Origin of the sequence: Acidaminococcus sp. BV3L6 (genome assembly GCF_000468835.1) — a bacterium.
GTDB classification, from domain to species: domain Bacteria; phylum Bacillota; class Negativicutes; order Acidaminococcales; family Acidaminococcaceae; genus Acidaminococcus; species Acidaminococcus intestini.
The window spans coordinates 16,694-33,960 of record NZ_AWUR01000014.1 but is presented as its reverse complement, the minus strand read 5'-3'; the positions used below and the strand labels follow the sequence as shown (position 1 = coordinate 33,960).

At 50.0% G+C, this 17,267-nt stretch carries 18 protein-coding genes; 17 read left to right on the top strand and 1 reads right to left on the bottom strand.

All coding sequences use genetic code 11. The features are described 5' to 3' along the window. Positions 1 to 286 precede the first annotated feature (286 nt). The 17 genes from HMPREF1246_RS03420 (at position 287) to HMPREF1246_RS03335 (ending at position 15,728) form a co-directional block, all read left to right on the top strand. Complete coding sequence (locus HMPREF1246_RS03420; RefSeq protein ID WP_035224263.1) at positions 287 to 532, top strand: hypothetical protein; 246 nt, start codon at positions 287 to 289, stop codon at positions 530 to 532. Between the two features lie 319 nt (positions 533 to 851). Next, entirely contained in the window at positions 852 to 2,294 is a 1,443-nt protein-coding gene (locus tag HMPREF1246_RS03415; protein ID WP_016459543.1) for an aminotransferase class I/II-fold pyridoxal phosphate-dependent enzyme, read from the top strand. Further along, on the top strand, positions 2,291 to 2,908 hold the full coding sequence (gene tmk, locus HMPREF1246_RS03410; protein ID WP_009015692.1) for a dTMP kinase: 618 nt from the start codon (positions 2,291 to 2,293) through the stop codon (positions 2,906 to 2,908). Before HMPREF1246_RS03415 ends, tmk begins: the two co-directional genes overlap by 4 nt. Before the next feature lie 48 nt (positions 2,909 to 2,956). Then, positions 2,957 to 3,937 (top strand): ATP-binding protein, encoded by a 981-nt coding sequence (locus tag HMPREF1246_RS03405; protein WP_021736686.1) that lies wholly within the window; start codon positions 2,957 to 2,959, stop codon positions 3,935 to 3,937. Positions 3,938 to 3,942: 5 nt separating this feature from the next. Next, entirely contained in the window at positions 3,943 to 4,788 is an 846-nt protein-coding gene (locus tag HMPREF1246_RS03400; protein WP_021736689.1) for a stage 0 sporulation family protein, read from the top strand. Further along, positions 4,781 to 5,509, top strand: coding sequence for a tRNA1(Val) (adenine(37)-N6)-methyltransferase (locus tag HMPREF1246_RS03395; protein ID WP_009015689.1), 729 nt, complete (start codon positions 4,781 to 4,783; stop codon positions 5,507 to 5,509). Before HMPREF1246_RS03400 ends, HMPREF1246_RS03395 begins: the two co-directional genes overlap by 8 nt. After that, a complete protein-coding gene (gene rsmI / locus HMPREF1246_RS03390; RefSeq protein ID WP_009015688.1) occupies positions 5,502 to 6,347 on the top strand; it encodes a 16S rRNA (cytidine(1402)-2'-O)-methyltransferase in 846 nt (281 codons plus the stop codon). The genes HMPREF1246_RS03395 and rsmI overlap by 8 nt, the downstream gene beginning before the upstream one ends. Further along, positions 6,340 to 8,274, top strand: coding sequence for a methionine--tRNA ligase (gene metG, locus HMPREF1246_RS03385; RefSeq protein ID WP_021736680.1), 1,935 nt, complete (start codon positions 6,340 to 6,342; stop codon positions 8,272 to 8,274). Before rsmI ends, metG begins: the two co-directional genes overlap by 8 nt. Continuing rightward, positions 8,274 to 9,059: a TatD family hydrolase gene (locus tag HMPREF1246_RS03380; RefSeq protein WP_021736677.1), complete on the top strand. Its 786-nt coding sequence runs from the start codon at positions 8,274 to 8,276 to the stop codon at positions 9,057 to 9,059. Before metG ends, HMPREF1246_RS03380 begins: the two co-directional genes overlap by 1 nt. A 147-nt stretch (positions 9,060 to 9,206) precedes the next feature. Beyond that, the gene (locus HMPREF1246_RS03375) at positions 9,207 to 10,190 is read left to right on the top strand and encodes a 3D domain-containing protein (protein ID WP_009015685.1); all 984 of its coding nucleotides are present in this window, start codon (positions 9,207 to 9,209) and stop codon (positions 10,188 to 10,190) included. Positions 10,191 to 10,323: 133 nt separating this feature from the next. Next, on the top strand, positions 10,324 to 10,869 hold the full coding sequence (gene rnmV / locus HMPREF1246_RS03370) for a ribonuclease M5 (RefSeq protein ID WP_021736681.1): 546 nt from the start codon (positions 10,324 to 10,326) through the stop codon (positions 10,867 to 10,869). Between the two features lie 14 nt (positions 10,870 to 10,883). Continuing rightward, complete coding sequence (gene rsmA / locus HMPREF1246_RS03365) at positions 10,884 to 11,729, top strand: 16S rRNA (adenine(1518)-N(6)/adenine(1519)-N(6))-dimethyltransferase RsmA (protein WP_021736698.1); 846 nt, start codon at positions 10,884 to 10,886, stop codon at positions 11,727 to 11,729. Then, entirely contained in the window at positions 11,726 to 11,974 is a 249-nt protein-coding gene (locus tag HMPREF1246_RS03360) for a cysteine-rich small domain-containing protein (protein ID WP_021736683.1), read from the top strand. Before rsmA ends, HMPREF1246_RS03360 begins: the two co-directional genes overlap by 4 nt. 675 nt (positions 11,975 to 12,649) lie before the next feature. Continuing rightward, complete coding sequence (groES, locus tag HMPREF1246_RS03350) at positions 12,650 to 12,943, top strand: co-chaperone GroES (protein ID WP_009015681.1); 294 nt, start codon at positions 12,650 to 12,652, stop codon at positions 12,941 to 12,943. A 64-nt stretch (positions 12,944 to 13,007) separates the two neighbouring features. Beyond that, the gene (gene groL, locus HMPREF1246_RS03345; protein ID WP_021736687.1) at positions 13,008 to 14,636 is read left to right on the top strand and encodes a chaperonin GroEL; all 1,629 of its coding nucleotides are present in this window, start codon (positions 13,008 to 13,010) and stop codon (positions 14,634 to 14,636) included. Positions 14,637 to 14,876: 240 nt separating this feature from the next. After that, the gene (gene tpx, locus HMPREF1246_RS03340; RefSeq protein ID WP_009015679.1) at positions 14,877 to 15,392 is read left to right on the top strand and encodes a thiol peroxidase; all 516 of its coding nucleotides are present in this window, start codon (positions 14,877 to 14,879) and stop codon (positions 15,390 to 15,392) included. 54 nt (positions 15,393 to 15,446) lie between these two features. Next, positions 15,447 to 15,728: a hypothetical protein gene (locus tag HMPREF1246_RS03335; protein ID WP_021736679.1), complete on the top strand. Its 282-nt coding sequence runs from the start codon at positions 15,447 to 15,449 to the stop codon at positions 15,726 to 15,728. Positions 15,729 to 15,779: 51 nt separating this feature from the next. Here the strand turns inward: HMPREF1246_RS03335 and HMPREF1246_RS03330 are convergent, their stop codons facing one another. Next, complete coding sequence (locus HMPREF1246_RS03330) at positions 15,780 to 16,955, bottom strand: MFS transporter (RefSeq protein ID WP_021736682.1); 1,176 nt, start codon at positions 16,953 to 16,955, stop codon at positions 15,780 to 15,782. Between the last annotated feature and the right edge of the window lie 312 nt (positions 16,956 to 17,267).

Genomic DNA, 17,267 nt, shown 5'->3' with positions numbered 1-17,267 from the left:
GTTTTTTGTTTGGGAAAGATGCTGTGGTGCTGTGATGTTGTGATGCTAAAAGACCGCACGGCACGGCGCCAAACCGTCTCCCTATCGGTCGTGGGCGCCGAATTGATTTTTTGGTCACACGGTCCGTGAACCGAATTGCGTTGGCAGCGTCTTGCGATTAGCGGTTTTGGCCCATCGAAAGCGGAACGGCATTCGCCGTCTCCAAGGCAAAAGACCGTAACGTGAGCTCTGAACCGAACGTAGACACGAATTCGGTTCAGGGCTTTTTGAGCGTGGGAGGTACTGTATGCTCTTGGTAAATGAGCTGTTGTTTGCGTATTTCTCAATCGGGCCTAGCTCAAAATTCAATCTGTGGGATTATTGCTATGATGATATTCAGCAGCGCATTCCTTATTCTCAGCACTGCCCGTCTTCGTGTTTTGCCTCTGAACTCGATTTCTCTGAAATCGATCCGCCCCGCCAGGGCGGGGGACCGAAAGCCGCATGTTGCCTCATTGAAATGAGGCAAGCGTGCCCTTTCGGTGGTGGATGAGGAGTGCGGCGACGTCTCCATACGAGCGGCAGCGAGGTAGATTCGCCCGGAGTTTCGAAGGACGCTTTTGAAGCGGAGCGAAAGTCCGAGAGACATGTGTGAGGGCGAATGAAGTTCGGACCCGTTCCCCCGCAGGGGGCGGTTTGGGTCCGGCGTTACAGTTGCCTTCCATTTTTTTAGCCAGCTGCCACAGGTAGCCTTAGCCAAGGAAGGCCCCGTCACATATGCCTTCCGCCTTAGCCTACCTTTATGCCTCCCATCATGTTCCTTTTCCCCCATAATTATGGTAAAATTAAGTGTTATGCAAGGAGGAATCCCTATGCTCACAAAACCACTCCTCGAGGCCATGAAGGCTTATCGGGAAGATCATGTATACCCCCTTCATACACCGGGCCATAAGGGCGGACGCGGTGCTGATGAGGATCTCAAGGACCTATTGGGTGAAAATGCCCTTTTATCTGACGTATCACTTATGGAGGAACTGGACGATATCCACCATCCTGAAGGAGCCATCAAGGACGCTGAAACGCTGGCAGCGACGCTTTATGGGGCAGACCGCTGCTTTTTTGGTGTCAATGGCACGACGGGCGTCATCCATGGCATGCTCCTTGGCGCGCTGCGTCCTGGGGACAAAATCCTGGTTCCCAGAAACAGCCATAAGTCTGTTTTGGGCGGTCTCATTCTTGGCGGCTTAGAACCGATTTCCCTGGCTCCTTGTTATGATGAGTCGTGGCGCATGACGCTTCAGATCACACCGGAGCAGGTGGATGCGGCTCTTAACAAGAAGCCTGATATCAAGGCCGTCTTTCTTACGACACCAAATTATTTTGGTCTTGCTGCCGATACGGAAAAAATTGCCAGGATCTGTCATGAAAAAGGGGTGCTGCTCCTTGTTGATGAAGCCCACGGTCCCCATCTTGGATTTTCGTCCCTGCTTCCCAAAAGCGCCATGCAGTGCGGCGCTGATGCAGCAGCGCAAAGTACCCATAAGATTGTGGGTGCCATGACGCAGTGCTCACTTCTTCAGGTTTCCTATGACCGCATCGATAAGGACGCTATGGAACGGGCCATGAGCCTTGTGACGACAACAAGCCCGAACTATCTTCTCATGGGATCCCTTGATGCGGCGCGTTTTCAGCTTGCCCAAAAAGGCACAGCCATGGCGAAAGCCTCCCTTCGCGCGGCTGCGCTTCTCCGCGAAGAACTTAAAAAGATTGACGGTCTTCCTGTCCTTACAGATGAACTGATCGGAAAGGGCGGCGTTGCGGCCATGGATCCGGGGAAGGTCACGATTATGACCAGCGCCCTGGGGCTTACGGGACCGGAAGCGGCGGAAATTCTGCGCCGCGAAAAAATTGCCGTTGAGCTTGTCGATGAAGATCACGTGCTCTTTCTTGTTACCTATGCTGATGACCATGCAGAATTTGCCCAAAAGGCCGTCCTTATCCGGGAAACGCTGGAAAAAAGCCGGAAACCGGTACGGAACGTAGCGCCAGCGGCTGTTCTCTCAAAGATTCCGGAACGGCGACTCCTGCCGCGGGACGCGTTTTTTGCGCCCCATGAGAGGGTGCCTTTTGACGAATCTGCAGGCCGTGTGACCACTGAATCCATCAGCTTTTATCCCCCTGGGATCCCTCTCATCATGCCGGGAGAAGTCATTACGGAAGAGCTTATTGCCTACGCCCGTCTTATGCAGGAAAAGAAGCTTCTTGTCAGCGGGCCCCAGGATCCCTCCCTTAGAGAAATCGAGGTCATAAAATGAAAAAAGGACTCTTTATTACGTTGGAAGGCCCTGACGGCAGCGGTAAGACGACGCAGGCAAAACGCCTTAAGGCATATCTTGAAACGAAGGGACGGGAGGTTGTCCTCACCCGGGAACCGGGCGGGACGGGCCTTGCGGAAACGCTGCGCAGCCTTGCCCTTTCCCCAGAGATCACCATGAGTAAACGGGTGGAAAGCCTCCTTCATGTGGCAGCCCGGGCCGACCATGTGGATAAGGTCATTCGGCCCGCTCTTGAAGCAGGAAAAGTGGTCATCTGCGACCGTTTCAGTGATTCCACCCTCATTTACCAAGGCATCTTGGGCGGTATGGACCTTGATGAACTGGAAAGACTGTCCCTTTTCGGGTCTAAAGGGCTCAGCCCTGATGTGACCTTTCTTATTGACGGCAATCCCCGCGTCCTCCTTTCCCGGCGGGAAGCCCGGGGCGTTACGGATAAGTTTGAGGCCCAAGGCCTTCTTTTCCAGGAAAAGATCCGTCAGGGGTATTTGACCCTTCTTGACCGCTATCCAGAGCGCATGATCCTCATCGATGGGGAAGGAACTCCAGACAGTGTGACGGATGCCCTCATAAAAAAAGTGGAAAAATTTCTCTAAATGGGGTATAGTCTACTTGTTGTGTAATACAATGGAAGGAACATCATCATGTGGGATACCATTTTGGGTCATGAAGCCAATAAAATATTTTTGGGAAACATGCTCCAAGGAGAGCGTAAAACACCGTCCCTCCTTTTTTATGGGCCTGATGGCATTGGTAAGAAGAAACTTGCCTATGAATTTGCCCGGAGTTTTCTTTGCCTTGATGATCCCACCCATGATGACTGCAAGTGCCGCAGCTGCCGCGCCTTTTGCGGGGAAAGTCACCCCGACTTTATCTATGTAGAAGGGCAGGGCGCCCGGCATGATATCCTCATTGAACAAATCAAGGAAGTAGAAAAAAAGGCAGTCTTTTCCCCCGTCCTTTCCCCTTATAAGGTCTGTCTCATTGATGGTGCGGACCGCATGCGGGAAGAAGCGTCCAATTCCTTGTTGAAGCTCCTTGAAGAGCCGCCGACGTACTGGCTCTTTATCCTCGTTGCATCCGAAATTTCGCGCATCCTGCCGACCATCCGCAGCCGTCTCATGGCCATCCGCTTTGAACCCCTTCACAGGGAGAAAGCGGTACGTGTCATGGAGGAGCTTTCTGTTCCGCAAGGCGAAACCTTGGCGCGTCTGTCTGATGGCTCGCCGGGAAAAGCCCTCCATCTTGCCGAGGCAGAAGCGCTGATGTGGCGGGAGCGGGCCTTATTCATTATGGAAGGCATAGAAGATCCTTATCTCATGGCAAGCCTTGCCCGTCTTGAATGGCTGGGCGATATGGATGTGGACCAGACACAGACCTTTTTGGAAATGCTGCTCCTCATCTTGCGCGATGCTATGATGATCCAAGAAGGCAGCGGCCTTCTTCTTTATAATGAAGATGAACGCGAGCGAATCGCTTCGATTTTTGCTTCATTTACTTTATCTGCTCTCAAGAAATCCCTCCTTGAAACGGAGCGTTTTTACCTTGGGCTCAATAAGGGCGTCAATACACGGATGATCCTTGAGGCCCTCTTTCTTGAGATCCATACTTTTCTAAAGGAGTAACGACCGTGGTTACGATTGTTGGAATCCGGTTCAAAAGAGCCGGGAAAATCTATTATTTTGCTCCAGGCAGCTTTGATCTGCAAAAAGGCGACCATGCCATTGTAGAGACGGCCCGGGGTGTTGAATATGGGGAAGTGGTCATGGGGCCCCAGGAAGTCGATGAAAAGAGCATCGTCTCTCCCTTAAAGAGCGTGATCCGCAAGGCGGATGAGCGGGATGCCCGCAAGGTGGAGGAAAACCATCGTAAGGAAAAGGAAGCGTTCACCATCTATGAAAAGAAGATTGCTGCCCGCAAACTGGAAATGCGTCTTGTCAATGTAGAGTATACCTTTGACGGCGGGCGGATCATCTTCTACTTTACAGCCGATGGGCGCATTGATTTCCGCAATCTTGTCAAGGATTTGGCCGCTGTTTTCCGGACGCGCATCGAGCTGCGCCAAATTGGTGTGCGCGATGAAGCAAAGATGCTAGGCGGCATTGGATGCTGCGGACGGCCCTTGTGCTGTGCAACTTTTTTGGGAGACTTTGAACCTGTCTCCATCAAGATGGCAAAGGAGCAGAACCTGTCCCTTAATCCGACGAAGATTTCAGGAATTTGCGGACGGCTCTTGTGCTGCCTTAAGTACGAAAGTGAAATGTACTGCGGCCGCTGCTGCAAGAACAAGGGGAAAAAGAAGGAAGCAAGTCACCTTATTCCTAAACCGGGCATGAAGGTTGTCACGCCTACTGGGGAGGGCATGGTCATGCATGTTTCCCGCCGCGATCAGACGGTTGTGGTTGAACTGTCCCCAGGCAACCGGATTACGGCAAGCTGGGACGAAATCGTCGAAGCCGCCAAAAGTGATGAATGAAACGGAACGCCTTGACAGCCTGCCCAGTGGAAATCTCCGGATTTGGCAGGATGAAAAAGAATTTTCCTTTACAACGGACGCGGTCTTTTTGGCCGCGTTTCCCCATATGGTGAAAAAAGCCTGCGTCCTTGAGCTTGGCTGTGGAACCGGCGCTATTTCCCTTCTGGCTGCAAACAGGGGAGCCCAGTCCGTTCTTGCCGTGGATAAAAATCCCCATGTCATTGAGCTCCTGAAGCGCAGCGTAAGGGAAAACGGCCTTGAGCAGCAGGTTATGCCGTTTGTGGGGGATATCCTGGCTTATCGTGAGTATCTTAAGCCGGACACAATGGATCTTGTCTATATGAATCCCCCTTACCGCATTGGCGGAAGGCGGCGTCAGCTCATGACCGAGGCCTGCCATGAAGTGGGCGTTACGTTAGAAGATTTCATCAAAGCCGCTGCTTTTGCGTTAAAGACACGGGGGCGCCTTGCCATGGTCCAGCTTCCTGACCGGTTTACCGATGCCCTACGCCTAGCTGATCGCTATCATCTAGAAATCAAGCGGCTACAGTGGGTCCATTCGTATATTGATCGGGGGGCGTGGATTTTTTTGGCGGAGTTTCAAAAAGGGGGCCGGGGAGGGCTTACGGTCCTGCCGCCCCTTATCATGTACCGGCATGACGGCAGCCTGAGTGAGGATGCCCTTGCTTATTATGAAGGAAAGGAGTGGGTCCATGGCTGAATCGGTTGGAACCTTATATCTATGCGCAACACCCATTGGGAATTTGGAAGATATGACGCCCCGTGCCCTGCGGATGCTGCGGGAAGCCAATCTTATCGCCGCGGAAGATACACGTCATACGCGGCAGCTTTTGAATCATTTTGATATCCATGGGACGCTTCTGAGCTATCATGAGCATAACAAAGAAAAAATGGGGCCTGTTCTTCTGGAGCATCTAAAAGAAGGCAAAAACATCGCCCTTGTTTCCGATGCCGGCTTCCCTGGTATTTCCGATCCGGGTGAACACATTGCCCAGACGTGTATTGCAGAAGGCATTCCTGTTGTGCCTGTTCCGGGAGCCAATGCGGCACTGACAGCCCTTGTAGCTTCAGGTCTATCGAGCACGCCTTTCTTTTTTGGCGGGTTTCTTCCTAAAAGTCGGAAAAACCGGCGGGAGAAGCTAGCAGAATGGAAAGACATTCCAGCAACTATCATCCTGTATGAGGCACCGCACCGAATCATAGAGGTGCTTTCTGATATTGAAGACGCATGGGGAGACCGGACCATGACCATGGCGAGGGAACTGACAAAGCTTCATGAAGAGTTTTTCCGCGGCACGGTTTCCACGTGCCGGGCGCACCTTTTGGAACAGGCGCCGCGCGGTGAGTTTGTCCTCGTGATTGCTGGCGGAACCAAGGTGGAAGAAGCCCCAACAGGGGATCCCCTTGATGCCGTGCGTCGTCTGATGGCTGACGGCGTGGGGAAAAAAGAAGCGCTCCAGCAAATTGCCAAAGTTTATAAGCTGCCTAAACGGGAGCTTTATAATAGACTAGTCAAAGAAGGGGTAGAAGATGAGTAAACCAGCTTTTTTCATTACGACACCGATTTACTATCCGAGTGCCAATCTGCATATTGGTCATGCGTACTGCTCGACCATTGCTGATACGATTGCTCGGTATAAAAGGGCCAATGGGTTTGATGTCCGATTCGTGACGGGCAGTGATGAACATGGCCTCAAGATCCAGCGCAAGGCGGAAGAAAATGGGATGACGCCGCTCCAGTACGTAGATGGCATTGTGGCAAACTTCAAGAAACTTTGGGAAATGCTGGGAATCAGCTACACGGATTTTGTACGCTCTTCCAGTGCGGAACACGAACGGGTCGTTCAGGAAATCCTGCAGCGCGTCTATGATAAGGGCGATATCTATAAAAAGAAATATGTCGGAAAATACTGCGTTCCTTGCGAATCCTTCTGGACGGACCGTCAGATTGAGGAAGCAGGCGGCGTCTGCCCGGACTGTGGCCGTCCTGTGGAAACGATGGAAGAAGAGGACTATTTCTTCCGTATGTCCAAATATGCTGACCAAATTCTCAAACATATTGAAAATCATCCTGATTTCATCCAGCCCGTTTCCCGCCGCAACGAAATGATCGCTTTTCTTAAACAAGGGTTGGAGGACCTGTGTATTTCCCGTTCCACGTTCGACTGGGGCATTCCGGTTCCTTTTGATAAGAAACAGATTACTTATGTCTGGTTCGATGCCCTTTTGTGCTATTTCACGGGGATTGGGTTCCTGCGCAATGAAGAGGAATTTAACCGCTTCTGGCCGGTTGACCTGCACCTTGTAGGAAAGGAAATCGTCCGTTTCCATACGATCATTTGGCCGGCTATGCTCCTTTCCATGGGGTATGAACTGCCGAAGAAGGTTTATGGTCACGGCTGGCTTGTCGTTAATGGTGACAAGATGAGTAAATCCAAGGGCAATGTCGTCGATCCTGTGGAACCAATCAAGGAATTTGGCCCTGATGCCGTCCGTTACTTCCTCCTCAGTGAAATTGCCTTGGGCAACGATGGGAATTATTCCCGCGAAGGCCTCATCCGCCGTTGGAATACGGACCTTGCCAACGACTTGGGCAACCTCCAGTATCGTACGGTTTCCATGATTGAAAAATATCATCAAGGTATTGTTCATAAGACGGCATCAGATCATGCCGATGACAAGGCTTTTGCAGCCCTTGCCGAGGAAACGCTTGGCAGTTACCGTAAAGCTATGGATGAATACCAGATCAATGACGCGCTGAAGGCTGTCTGGTCCTATATTGGCGCTGCCAATAAATACATTGATGTAACAACGCCGTGGATCCTTGCTAAGGATCCTGCGCAGAAGGACCGCCTTGAAGCCGTGATGTACAACCTTGCTGATGCTGTTCGCAATATTGCCATCCTGATTTCACCTATGATGCCTTTTACGGCACCGAAGATTTTCGAACAGCTCGGTCTTGCCGTGCCGGAAAACTTCGATCTTAATGAAGTGAAGTATGGCGGTTTCTCTGATGGCACGAAAGTCATGAAGGGTCAGCCCATTTTCCCGCGCATTGAAGTGGAGTCGGAAAAGACACCTCAGAAGGAAGCACCGAAAGCAAAAAAAGCGGAAAAGAAGAACGTCGGTGTGGTTACGCCCGAAGAAATCGCCATCGATGATTTCCAGAAGGTTGACCTCCGTGTTGCTGCAATCAAAACGGCCGAACGGGTCCCCAACACAGATAAGCTCATGAAGATTACCGTTGATATGGCAGGCCGTGAACGGATCATTGTCTCCGGGATTGCCCAGTACTATGATGCCAAGGAGCTTATTGGCAAGAATGTCATCGTTGTGGCTAACCTCAAACCAGCCAAGCTCAAGGGCATCGAATCTCGCGGCATGCTCCTTGCTGCAAGTGACGGTAAGGGAAATCTCGTTCTTGCCGAAGTGCCGGGGATTGCGTCGGGCAGCAAGGTCAAATAATGGAACGACTTCCTTATTTTGATACGCATGCCCACCTTGACACGGAGGACTTTGACGCGGACCGAGAAGCGCTGCTCCAGGAGATTGGATCGCACATGTTGGGATTCATCAATCCCGGTTGTGACGTGAGAAGCTCGAAGGCATCGCTTGCTATGGCCCACCGCTATGATTATGTGTATGCCGCCGTCGGCCTTCATCCAGAAGATCTGGGCCATGTGAGCGAAGGGGACCTTGAGGAAATTTACCAGCTTGCCCAAGATGACAAGGTGGTCGCCATTGGTGAGATCGGTCTTGACTATTATAACGATGAAGATTCACCTCATGAGCGGCAGCAGGCTTTCCTTATCCGCCAACTTGCCATGGCCCGTGAACTTAAGCTGCCTGTCATCATCCATGACCGGGAGGCCCATGAGGATATGACGAGGCTCCTTCTGACGGAAGGGCAGGGCGTGCGAGGGGTCCTTCATTGTTTCAGCGGAGACTGGGCCATGGCTGAAACCTTTATTAAGGCCGGCTGGTACTTTGGCTTTGGCGGGACAAGTACCTTCAAGAATGATCATGGGGTCAGGGAAATCCTTCGCAAGATGCCTCTTGACCGCATCGTTTTTGAGACAGATTCGCCTTATATGGCCCCTGTTCCTTACCGCGGGAAACGCAATAACCCGCTTTATGTGAAGCTTGTTGCTGAAATGGCAGCGGAGGTCAAAGGAATTCCAGTCCTTTCGATGATGGAAATTGCCACAAAAAATTCGCAAAATCTCTTCCCAAAATTAAAAAGTTACTAAAAATCGCGATGACTTTGCTGTAAATTTTTCAAAAGCGTCACAAAATCAAGCAATGAAAATGTTCATTTTTAGGAGCTGGTCCTAATTTTGTTTTGACAGGTTTTTCGTCTCCATGGTAGAATACAAAAGCTTTAAGGAGGCGAGAATTTGCGAATAACAAATACTTGGAAGCGTCCTGAAAAGTGGGTTGTTGTCATGCTCATGCTTGTCTTCAGCTTGAATTTTCTCGGCTTTGCTGCCGCTCCAAAACAGGTGAAGATTCAAGTTGACGGGCAGACGATTGCCCTTTCAACCAGAGCCCTTACGGTTAAAGGTGCTTTGGAAGAAGCCGGTGTTGTTCTTCAAAAAGCCGACGGTTATGATGTAGTTGGTCATGGAAACTTTGAAGATGGATCGACGATCGAAGTCATCCGTGCCATTCCAATCAAGGTGTGGCATAATGGAAGAACGACCGAGTATACCATCGGACGCAAAACGGTAAAAGAAGTGCTGGATGCTGTGGGTGTGGACTACAAAGGATATAAGGTGTATCCGTCCTTGGAGTCCCCGGCAAAAAAAGACATGACTATCCATGTCGTTTCCCCCACAACTGAGGTGAAGACGGCCAAAGAAAGCATTCCTTTTGAAGTGGAATTCCGTAACAATGACAACCTGCCCCGCGGCAGACAGTCTGTTGTATCGGAAGGCCGCAATGGGGAAGCTGTAGTCACCTACCGCACGGTGAAGATTGGAAATCAAGAAGTAAGACGTGAACTGGCGCGTGATGTTGTTTCCCAACCTGTTCCGCAAGTCGTAGAAGTAGGCACAGGCAAAAATTTGATGGTGGAAACAAGCCGTGGCTTTGTTCGGTACCGCAGCGCGAGAACCTTTGAGGCTTCCGCGTATACCCTTGCCGAGGGCAGTGGAACCGGTCTGACTTCGACAGGCGTTGTGCCTTATCATGGAATCGTAGCTGTGGATCCTGATGTGATTCCTTATGGAACGCGGATGTATATCCCTGGTTATGGTTTTGCCGTGGCAGGTGATTGCGGCGGTGCTATCAATGGCAGCCGGATTGACCTGTACATGGAAAACTACTCTGACGCAATCAGTTGGGGCAGGCGCGACGTAACCGTGTATTTCCTTGAGTAGAAAAGGGGCTGTTGCCAATTGGCAATGGCCTCTTTCCTTATTTGTGGGGAGAACTTTCTTTTGACATTCTTCCTGCAATCTGTTAGAGTAAAAATCCGGAACGAGAGGTCCAAGAATAGGGAGCGTGACAAGATTGCTTAAGGAAGTCCTTGTCGTAGAAGGAAAAATGGATACAGTGGCGATCAAGAAGGCCCTTGATGCCGATACAATCGAAACAGGCGGCTTTACCTTGTCGCCGTATACCCTTAAAAAGATTGAAGCAGCCTATAAGAAGCGGGGCATCATCATCCTCACCGATCCTGATGGGGCAGGGGAGCGGATCCGCCGTTATTTGACGGAGCGCTTTCCTGAGGCAGGACAGGCCTTTGTGCCAAAGTGTGAAGCCCTGGCCCACCATGATGTGGGCATTGAGCAGGCTCAGCCGGAGGCAATCCTCAAGGCACTTTCCAAGGTGCGCCACACCTCGATGACGCCGCAGGAAGAATTTACGGCCATGGACCTTTACCATAACGGTATGAGCGGGTCCCAGTCTGCGGCGGAAAAACGGGACGCCCTTGGAGCCGAACTGGGTATTGGCTACGGCAATGTGAAGAAAATGGTGGAGCGTCTCAATCATTATGGCGTGACCCGCGACGAATTCAATAAAGCACTTCAGATCATCGGAACACGTCATGCGTGAGAAAGGACTTCAGTATGCTTCATCCTGTGATTGCAAGCCGTGAAGTAACGCGGTATATTCTTGATACCTTTGGCCTTCATACAAAAAAACGCTTTGGACAGAACTTCCTCATCAATGAGTCTGTTGTAAGGGGCATTGCAGAAAAAGCAAAGATTGGTCCTGGGGACCTGGTCCTTGAAGTCGGGCCCGGGATCGGCACATTGACCCAGGCCCTTGCGGAAACCGGAGCCGATGTCAAGAGTGTTGAAATCGATGAGTCGCTTCTTCCGATCCTTCGCAAGACGCTTGAAGGGTATGACAATGTAGAAATCATCCATGGGGATATCCTTAAGGTTGACCTCAAAGACATTACGGGGGGAAAGCCTTTTACAGTGGCGGCGAACCTGCCTTATTACATTACGACGCCCATCATCTTTTCCCTGCTTGAAGCAAACCTTCCCTTAAAGCGTATTGTCGTTATGGTGCAAAAAGAAGTGGCTGAGCGGATGGCCGCTCATCCTGGAACAAAGGCTTATGGGCCCCTTTCCTTGGCGCTGCAGTATTATTCGGAGCCCCAGCTGGCAATTCCCGTTCCGGCTCACGATTTCATGCCGGCCCCAAAGGTTGATTCCATGGTCGTCGTATGTGAAAAAAGGGAGAGCCCCATTGTCAATGTGGATGCGTCTTTATATGTTAAGGTCGTGCGGGCGGCTTTTTCCCAGCGCCGGAAGATGCTCCGCACCTGTCTAAAGTCAATGGTGCGTCCCGGTGATACAGCGGAGGCCTGGATGGCCCGTGCTGGGATTGAGCCGACGCGCAGGGGGGAGTCCCTTACCATAGAAGAGTTTGGCAAACTGGCGGAAAGCTGGGAAGAAAAATGACGAATCACTATAAGTACTTTTCCCATAAGGAATGTGAGTTCTTCCCTTGTCATAAGGAAAGTGACGGAGAGAATTTCAACTGTCTCTTCTGCTTTTGTCCCCTGTATCTGGTGAAAGATTGTGGCGGCGTCTTTGCCTACACGAATCGGGGCATCAAGGATTGCTCCCATTGCCTTTTTCCCCATAAAAAGGAAAACTATGGCAAGATCATGGCGCGGCTCAAAGAAGAAATGGAAATGAAATGAGGAAAGAAAAGCCAGAGTGCATGGATGAAACCATGCACTCTGGCTTTTGCTGTGATGCTGCAGCACTATGATGCTGCTGTCAAAGGCGGCAGGCTGATAAATCAGCTATAAAAGTGTTGCTATGATGATACTCAGCAACGGTTACTTTATATTTGGTAGGACCTGCTATCGTGTTACGCGTTAGAACTCGATTTCTCCGAAATCGATCCGCCTTGCCAAGGCGGGGGAGCGACAAAGGAAAATTTCCACAAGTTCATGATGATAAGGATTAACCGGTTTTGGTGGTGGACGAGGACGCGAAGCTGACGTTTCCTTACAAGCGGCTTGCGAGGCGGATTTGTCTGGGTCCTGAGGCTGCTATGGAGCGGAGCGAAAAGCAGAAGAACATGTTTGAGGGCGAATGCAATTCGGCCCCCACGACTGACAGGGAGATGATTTGGCGCCGCTCGTTATCATCTTTCCCTTCAACGCACTACAGCCTCAAAGCATCAAAGCTCCATAGCATTCCTATATGTCTTTTCAACCTAAAAGACAAAAAGTTTGACTTTTTTAGTAAAACCCCTTGCATTTTTTTTGAAAGATGCTATTATTATAGCTGTGGTTAGCACTCCAATGTAATGAGTGCTAATAAATCAAAAAGTTAAAATTTATCCATAGTGAAAGGGGATTACAAACATGTTAAGACCTTTGGAAGATCATGTCGTCGTAGAACCGGTTGTGCAGGAAGAAAAAACGGAAAGCGGGATCTATCTGCCCGATACGGCTCATAAGGACAAACCCCAGACTGGCAAAGTCGTAGCTGTAGGTACGGGCCGTCTCCTTGATAATGGCACCCGCATTGCTTCTGAAGTCAAGGTTGGCGAAACTGTTGTCTTTGCTAAATACTCCGGCAGCGAAGTCGAACTGGACGGCAAGGATTATATCATCCTCCGTGACAGTGATATCTTGGCTGTCGTTGAGGATAAGTGAATCGCTCCCTTTTTTGTGGAGAACCAATCACCTTATATCATTTGGAACTAAGGAGTAGATAAAAATGGCTAAACTCATTCAATTTGATGAAGAAGCACGTCGTGGTCTGGAACGCGGCGTCAATAAACTGGCTGATGCTGTAAAAGTTACCTTGGGGCCCAAGGGCCGCAACGTTGTCCTTGAAAAGAAATTCGGTTCCCCGACCATCACCAATGATGGTGTAACCATTGCTAAGGACATTGAACTGGAAGATCCGTTTGAAAACATGGGGGCTGCCCTTGTTCGTGAAGTGGCAACCAAGACCAACGATATTGCTGGTGACGGGACCACGACGGCTACCCTTCTTGCTCAGTCCATCGTTCATGAAGGCATGAAGAACGTGGTTGCCGGTGCTAACCCCATGGTCCTCAAGAGAGGCATCAAGAAAGCAACGGATTGCCTCGTCAAGAAGCTCCAGGAAAATGCCAAGACGGTCAGCACCAAGGAAGAAAAAGCACAGGTTGCTTCCATTTCTGCTGGTGACGCGGAAATCGGTGGCCTGATTGCTGATGCGATGGAAAAAGTCGGCAACGATGGCGTCATCACCGTTGAAGAATCCAAGACCATGGAAACCTCCCTTGAAACCGTTGAAGGGATGCAGTTCGACCGCGGCTACATTTCCCCGTATATGGTTACGGATCCGGACAAGATGGAAGCCGTTCTTTCCAATCCGTACGTCTTCATTACGGACCGGAAGATCACTATGATCCAAGACATCATGCCTGTTCTTGAAAAAGTGGTACAACAGGGCCGTGAACTCTTGATCATTGCTGAAGACATCGAAGGTGAAGCCCTGGCTACACTCGTTGTGAACAGACTCCGTGGCACCTTTAAGGCTGTTGCCGTCAAGGCTCCTGGCTTTGGTGACCGTCGCAAGGCTATGCTTCAGGATATTGCAACCCTGACGGGTGCAACGGTTATCAGTGAAGAAGTTGGCCGTAAGCTCGACAGCGCTACAGTTGCTGATCTTGGTTCCTGCAGCCAGGTCCGTGTAACCAAGGACCTTACTACCATTGTTGATGGTGCTGGTGACAAACAGGCCATTGCTGACCGTGTTGCTTCCATCCGTGCCCAGATTCCTGAAACGACTTCCCAGTTCGACAAGGAAAAACTTCAGGAACGTTTGGCTAAACTCTCTGGCGGCGTTGCCGTTATCAAAGTTGGTGCTGCTACGGAAACGGAACTGAAAGATAAGAAACTCCGTATCGAAGACGCCCTGAACGCTACTCGCGCTGCTGTGGCCGAAGGAATCGTTGCCGGTGGCGGTACGGCTCTTCTGCAAGTACAGCCGGCCCTCGATGAACTGGAAAAGGAAACCGAAGGGGATGAGAAGACAGGTATTGATATCGTTAGACGCGCTATCGAAGCTCCTGTCCGTCAAATCGCCAACAACGCCGGTCTTGAAGGTGCCGTTATCGTTGAAGCTGTCAAGAAGGCTAAGAAGGGAATTGGCTTCAATGCCCAGACGGAAGAATATGTCGATATGATCAAGAGCGGTATTGTAGATCCTTGCAAGGTTACGCGCAGTGCCCTGCAGAATGCAGCTTCCATTGCTGCCATGATTCTTACCACGGAAGCCGTTGTTGCGGATAAACCGGCTGAAAATCCGGCTCCGGCAGCTCCTGCCATGGGTGGCATGCCCGGCATGATGTAAGATGAATCGGGAGTTGTGCCGCAGGTAGGCTCCTTTTATCCTTAAAAAATCGCATACGCACCGTGAGGTGCCTGAAACGTCCCTATGGAGTGTTCCATAGGGACGTTTATCTTGCTGTAATTTTTCTGTAAATAGTTAAAATAACTATTTACTAATTATTATTAAAGTGCTATAGTATACGTGTCGTATGAATGAATCATATGGATCATCCATTTTACTATGATATAGGAGGAATGAATTATGGAAAAACGTTCTGGTGCAGTTACTTTTGCTGGAGGCCCTGTAACCCTTGTTGGTCCGGAAGTGAAAGTGGGAGAAAAAGCGCCTGATTTCAAGTTGCTTGATAATAGCCTTGCTGAAAAGACCTTGAAGGACTATGAAGGCAAAATTAAGGTTATTTCCGTTGTACCGTCCCTTGATACGGGTGTCTGTGATGCCCAGACCCGTTGGTTCAATAAGGACGTAACTGGTCTTTCTTCCGATGTCGTGGTCCTCACGGTTTCCATGGATCTGCCTTTTGCTCAGGCTCGTTGGTGCGGGGCTGCCGGGGTCAAGAATGTAGTTACCCTTTCTGATCACCGTGATGCCTCCTTTGGGACGAACTATGGCTTCCTCATGGAAGGACTGCGTCTTGAAGCCCGTGGTGTTGTTGTCATTGATAAAAATGATAAGGTCACCTATGTGGAATACGTTCCGGAAGTCACCCATGCCATTAATTTTGATGGTGTCCTTGCTGCAGTAAAGGCTCTGATTTAATTGTAGGGCTTCCTGCTCGACCTATTCACCTGCACCTGTGAGGGAGACTTTTTGATGACGTATCGAGACCAGGACTTTCAAAAAGAAAACATCATCTATCGGAATGTGGATGGCTTTGCCCATTGGCTTGCCTCTGTCCTTAAGACGTTTGATGGCTCAGCCCAATCTTTGACTGTTTACTTGGGGGACCTTACGGAAGCTTATGCTGTTTCCAATGAGGAATATTTTGAGATCCGCGGATTTTATACAAAAAGCGGAAATTCTGAAGGCTATTCATTCAAGGTCCAGTATCAGCAGGATGAGGACGGCGAAATCATTCAAAATATGATCTTATAACTAGATAAAAAGAAAAATTCCCGGCTGGAAATGATACCAGTCGGGAATTTTTCACGCTTTTTTCTTTATCATGGAAGGCGGGACGGGAACGAGGAAGGCGAAGAGGCAGCCAATGGCGGCGACGATCCAGAGAATCTGCAGGCTAGGACCGACACCCCAGCGGTCGGCAGCCCATCCAACTAGGGGAGAAATCAGGCCGCCTACACTGGCACTGAGACCCAAGGTCACGCCGGAAGCAAAACCAATGTTGCGGGCAAGGTAAGTCTGTCCCAAGATGACCATGGGACTGTAAGGCGCAAAAAGGGAAAGAGCCGTCGGCACCAAGAGCAGGGTTGCTGTCATTTGGCTCGTACTGTTTGTGAGAAAGTAGAGGGCGGGGACCATGACGAGGAAGGATATCCGCATGACCTTGATGTGTCCCACTTTGTCTGCCAGGATACCGCCCAAAAAAGTCATGACAACCCCCATGGAAAAAAGCAGGGAAAGGGCAAGACTGCCGCTGCTTGCTGATGTGCCAAGAACGCTGATCCAGTAAATCGGCATAAAGGAGTTAAGGATGGTAAAGCCAATTGATCGTGCAAAAATAACAAAACTAAGTTTCCCGAAGGCGTTCCAATCATTTTTCGGCTGAGGTTCGTTTGCAGGGCATTCCCTTTTTTCTGTCCCTTGGAGTCTTTTTTTGATTGCAGGAAGTTTCTTCATCAGGAAGAGAGCCGTAAGGAAATTGACCACGGCGTAAATGATGAGACCCTTGATGCCAAACTGATAGGCACTGAACCCTGCTGCCATGGGACCGACGGCAAAGCCCGCATTGCCACCGACAGAAAAAGTCCCCATCGCCTTGCCTTTTTGGGCGCCTGAAATGCCGTTTACAAGACGAGCTGCTTCGGGATGGAAAAGGCTGCTGCCCAATCCGCTCAGCATGGCTAAAAAGAGGATGAACCAATAATTCTGGGTAAAGGCCATGGCTGAAAGACTGAACCCACAGAGAAAGACACCAAGGGGGACCAAATAAGGAAGGGATGCACGGTCCGAATAGTAGCCGATGAGAGGCTGCGTTACAGAGGCGAGGACAATATTTGCAAAGATGATGCCCGCTGCTTCCTGATAGGAAAGATGGCAGGCCGCGATAAAATAGGGGAGAAGGGCTGGAATGCCGCCTTGGGCCCAGTCTGTACCAAAATGGCCCAAGGTAAAGAGCAGCACGTTATTCTGGGAATATTCCATGAAAGCCTTCCTTTCTGCATGGGGAGAAACGTTTTTCTTTCATTGTATTCGACAGCGCTTCATCCTGCAAGGAAAAAGAGGAGGAACCTCGAATAAGACCTTTTGGCGTGGATAAGTTAACTGGCAGTTTGAATCAATGGGCCATTACAAGCCAAATATCGAATCATATTGCTTAGAAATGTAATGAATCCATAAAGACGATATCGAATTTGACCATATCACATGGATGAATCACCATTATTTTTGCAAAATTTTATATTTTCAGAAAATAACTAGCATTCTATCCTGACTTTGGGTATAATAAAGATGCAA